The sequence below is a fragment of the Flavobacterium sp. genome, from assembly GCF_035760125.1.
Lineage (GTDB): Bacteria > Bacteroidota > Bacteroidia > Flavobacteriales > Flavobacteriaceae > Flavobacterium.
Genome location: NZ_DASTTN010000075.1, coordinates 1 through 4,487 on the forward strand (window position 1 = coordinate 1; position 4,487 = coordinate 4,487).

Annotated in this window: 5 protein-coding genes; 3 read left to right on the plus strand and 2 right to left on the minus strand. The window is 33.0% G+C overall.

From position 1 onward, the window contains the following. Positions 1 to 266: 266 nt before the first annotated feature. Positions 267 to 605, minus strand: coding sequence for a hypothetical protein (locus VFS71_RS03010; protein WP_326399303.1), 339 nt, complete (start codon positions 603 to 605; stop codon positions 267 to 269). Between the two features lie 259 nt (positions 606 to 864). Next, the gene (locus VFS71_RS03015) at positions 865 to 2,430 is read right to left on the minus strand and encodes a protein adenylyltransferase SelO (RefSeq protein ID WP_326399304.1); all 1,566 of its coding nucleotides are present in this window, start codon (positions 2,428 to 2,430) and stop codon (positions 865 to 867) included. A gap of 291 nt (positions 2,431 to 2,721) precedes the next feature. Between VFS71_RS03015 and VFS71_RS03020 the strand changes: the two genes are divergently transcribed. The 3 genes from VFS71_RS03020 to VFS71_RS03030 all read left to right on the plus strand — a co-directional run. Then, positions 2,722 to 3,285 (plus strand): DUF4256 domain-containing protein, encoded by a 564-nt coding sequence (locus VFS71_RS03020; RefSeq protein WP_326399307.1) that lies wholly within the window; start codon positions 2,722 to 2,724, stop codon positions 3,283 to 3,285. Positions 3,286 to 3,303: 18 nt separating this feature from the next. Beyond that, entirely contained in the window at positions 3,304 to 3,846 is a 543-nt protein-coding gene (locus VFS71_RS03025; RefSeq protein ID WP_326399305.1) for a GNAT family protein, read from the plus strand. Between the two features lie 104 nt (positions 3,847 to 3,950). Continuing rightward, positions 3,951 to 4,487 (plus strand): peptidylprolyl isomerase (locus VFS71_RS03030; RefSeq protein ID WP_326399306.1); only part of this gene is annotated, 537 nt, incomplete at its 3' end.

Here is a 4,487-nt window from a genome sequence, read left to right on the forward strand (position 1 = left end):
GTCGAAAAAGTAAAATTCAATTTTGGAAAAAACAAAAAATCGTAAGCTTTTCTGTTTATTGAATTCGATTGAACAAAAAAAATGACAAAAAAAAACCTGAATAGAGTTCAGGTTTTTTTTATGGTTAATAACCACTATAAATAACAAAGGAAACTCTTTTGGCTTCCTTTGATTGATATCTGATAAATATCAAATACATTCTTAATCGTTAAATGTACATTTTTAACAAAGCTATTACTTTATTACATTATGTTAATTGCATTATGTTAGTTTTTGAATCTCACTTCAAAAACATAATCTTTTCCAATAATTAATTCATTAGATGATAGTTTTTTGTAATTAAGCGCTTCCTTAACATGAGATTGAATCTCTGAATTATTTGAATTCACTTGTAATACTACTAATTGATGTAATTCATTGACTGTAAAAGAGACTTTAACTAATTCTTCTTTTTCTAAAACATTTTCAGAATATGAAGTATTCAGTAATTGAGATAATTCTTTTGTAGTTTTTGATAAAACGACAGTAGGGTCTTCATTAATCGTAGAAGCAAATGTTACACTTGCAAATAAAGAAACAATAACGGATAAAAATAATTTTTTCATGGTTTTTTGTTTTAAGATTACAAGTCAAAATTACTTATAAACACCACGTAAAAAACACTTTATCAATCACTTAACCAATTGTTAAAATACAAAAAACATTCGATTACTTAATTCATTATTCCCACATCAACACATATAAATTAAAAATAAATACTTTTAAAATTAACTCCTAAAAAACTAAGAAAATAGCAACAAAACAGCTTTTTTTACTAATTAAGTATAATTCTTTTTTTTGATAACATTAGCTTAAAAAAGACCTTTATGAACTGCAACTTAACATAGAGCAACCTACTTTATCTCTGGCCCAATCAGGTCTTTTTGCAAACCATTTTTGACTATCTGGTTGCTCATCATAAGGTTTTTTAAGTAATTCAAAAAGTTCATTCAGTAAAGAATAATCTCCCTTATCTGCAGCATCAATACTCAACTGTGCCATATAATTTCGTAAAACATATTTAGGATTCACTGTATTCATTTGATCTTTACGTTCAGTATCAGTAAGAGACTCTTCATTGATTCGATTATTATAATGCTCTAACCATATATGCCATTTTTCCTGAATAGATTCATTAAGATCATTTTCATTATAAAAAGCTTCTTTTATTTTATCCAAAGCAACTTTGGTTGAATCCTCTTTTTGAACACTACTCAAGTTTCTAAAGAAAATAGTCATATCAGTTTCAATTAACTGAAGAAGTTCTGTCAAACTTTCAATTAAAATAGCATCTTCATCATTACTTATTTTGAGACCAAGCTTATTTCGCATCATACTCCAATATTCCTTTTGGTAATCAGTACCAAAGGCATTTAAGATAGTTTCAAGCGGCTTGGCATCATTAATTAAAGGATATAGGGCATTTGCTAATTGGTATAAATTCCACAAAGCAATATCGGGTTGATTGCCAAATCGGTATCTTTTATATTCTCTATCAGTCGTATTTGGTGTCCAATTGGGATTATAATCTTCCAACCATCCATAAGGACCGTAGTCAATCGTAATGCCATGAATCGACATATTATCGGTATTCATCACACCATGAACAAAGCCAACACGTTGCCAATGCAAAATCATTTCTAGAGTAGTCTGAGTTACCGTCTGAAAAAAGGCAAGGTATTTTTTAACTCCTTCAATCTTAATTTCCGGAAAATGATGCTTGATGGTATAATCTGTCAATAATTGTAGTGTAGCGTGATCTTTTCTGGAGGCAAACAATTCAAAATTACCAAAACGAATAAATGAAGGTGCCACTCTACAGACAATGGCTCCTTTCTCATAAGCAGGATTTCCATTATAGAGTATATCACGCATTACTTGATCACCGGAAAGCATTAGCGAAAGCGAACGTGTTGTAGGGACACCCAGATAATGCATAGCTTCGGCACACAAATGCTCCCGTATAGAAGAACGCAACACTGCAAAACCATCGGCTGTGCGGGAATATGGTGTAGGGCCAGCTCCTTTTAATTGCAATGTGTACAACTTGTTATCATTCAGTACTTCCATTAGATTGATGGCACGTCCATCGCCTAATTGTCCAGCCCAATTTCCAAATTGATGACCAGCATAACTCAAAGCATACGGTTTAGTTTCTGGATAAATGGTATTCCCAGAAAAAGTATTTAAAAAATCTTCTGAAAGAATATTTTCCTGAGACAATCCTAAAGAATTGGCCACCTCGATTGAAGCGTGAATCAAAGACGGATTTGAGGGTTGCTTTGGAAATACGTATGAAAAACACGCTTGTAGTACCTGTCTCGGAATATTGATTTCACTAGGATCGGCAGGTAATTCAGTCGTGAAATTATTTTGGATATGAAGTTTCATAGTATTCAAAAAAGCATTTTATAGTATCTTCTAATACTAGTTTTACATTATTTCTAACTGTAAAGGTAGTGGATGCAAGTCACTATTGTCAAGTCTTTGATTTAATTTTATGATTTGTTGAATATTATCCAAAATTTATTTTATGATTAGCTCAATATTATAAAGTACACAATACAATTTGGTTTCACAAAATTTCTATTTAAAACTTCAATAGTAATTATTTCCTATATTTGAAAAAGAGTAAATCCAGGAAGTTATCCGATTACGAAACTTAAATAACAGATTATGACAATGGAAACTAAAAAAGACTTGTCACCAGAACAGCGTGAACAACTACTCAGTACTTTAAAAAAACGTTTTGAGAAAAATAGAAATCGCCACATAGGTCTTGATTGGGACAATGTGCAGGCTAAACTGGAAACCAATCGCGAAAAACTATGGTCACTCCACGAAATGGAAAGAACTGGAGGTGAACCGGATATTGTAGGCCATGATGAAAAGACAGGCGAATACATTTTTTATGATTGTGTAGCAGAAAGTCCAAAAGGGCGTAGAAGCCTTTGTTATGACCGTGAAGCACTGGATTCTAGAAAAGAATTCAAACCAGAAAATAGTGCTATTGATATGGCGACCGAAATGGGCATCGAACTTTTAACTGAAGAAGAATATCGAGAGTTGCAACAACTTGGGGATTTTGATAAGAAAACATCGAGTTGGGTTTTAACACCTTCAGATATTAGAAAATTGGGTGGTGCCATTTTTGCTGATTTCCGCTATAATACAGTGTTTATTTATCACAACGGGGCATCGTCTTATTATGCCGTTAGAGGATTTCGTGGCTCACTAAGGGTTTAATTTTGAATAGAAAAATACATGACTATTACCATAGACAATAGACTTAAACTGGAATTAATTACTGAAAGCCATGCACAACCTATTTTTGAGATGGTTGATGCAAACAGAGCTCATTTGAGACCTTGGCTACCTTTTGTAGACAGAATGCAAACTGTTGAATTCGCAGATAATTTTGTGAAAGGAACTATGCAACGAAACAAAGAAGGAAACGAATATGCTTTTGTCATTTTTGAAAATGAGAAAGTAATTGGGCGAATTGGGGTTTATAAAATTGACAGTCAAAATAGAATTGGAGAAATTGGATATTGGATTGTCGAAGGATTTCAAGGAAAAGGAATTGTTGCAAGATCATGTCAGGCCATTATCGATTTTTGCTTTTTGGATTTAGAATTAAATAGAATTGAAATTAAATGCGGAACCGAAAATTTCAAAAGCAAGACCATTCCTGAAAAATTAAACTTTGCAAAAGAAGGTGTGATTCGACAAGGTGAATTGCTTTATGACACTTTTATTGACTTGAATTTGTATTCGCTTTTGAAATCAGATTTAGTTAATCATTAATTCGATAAAAATGCTGCAAAACACATTTACTGTATTCAAATCCCCAAATTTTCTGATTCTCTAAATTTATTCGTAAATTTGCACCTCAATAAAAAATATACACAATGGAAAACGGAATATACGCTAAATTCAACACCGCTAAAGGGGCGATTTTGGTAAAATTAACACACGATTTAACACCAGGAACTGTTGGGAACTTTGTGGCTCTTGCTGAAGGGAACATGGAAAATAAAATAAAACCTCAAGGACAAAAATTCTATGACGGTTTAAATTTTCATAGAGTGATTCCTGATTTTATGATTCAGGGAGGTTGTCCTCTGGGAACAGGAACAGGAGATCCGGGATACAAATTTGATGATGAATTCCATCAAGATTTGCGTCATGATGCGCCGGGTGTTTTGTCTATGGCAAATTCAGGGCCAGGATCGAACGGTTCTCAGTTTTTCATCACACACGTTGCTACACCTTGGTTGGATAACAAACACACTGTTTTTGGTAATGTAGTGGAAGGACAAGATGTTGTGGATGCTATTGCTCAAGGAGATGCTTTAGAATCGGTTGAAATCATCAGAGTAGGTGAAGAAGCCCAAAAATGGAATGCAATTGAAGCTTTTGTTGGTTTAAAAGGGGCTCGTTTGAAA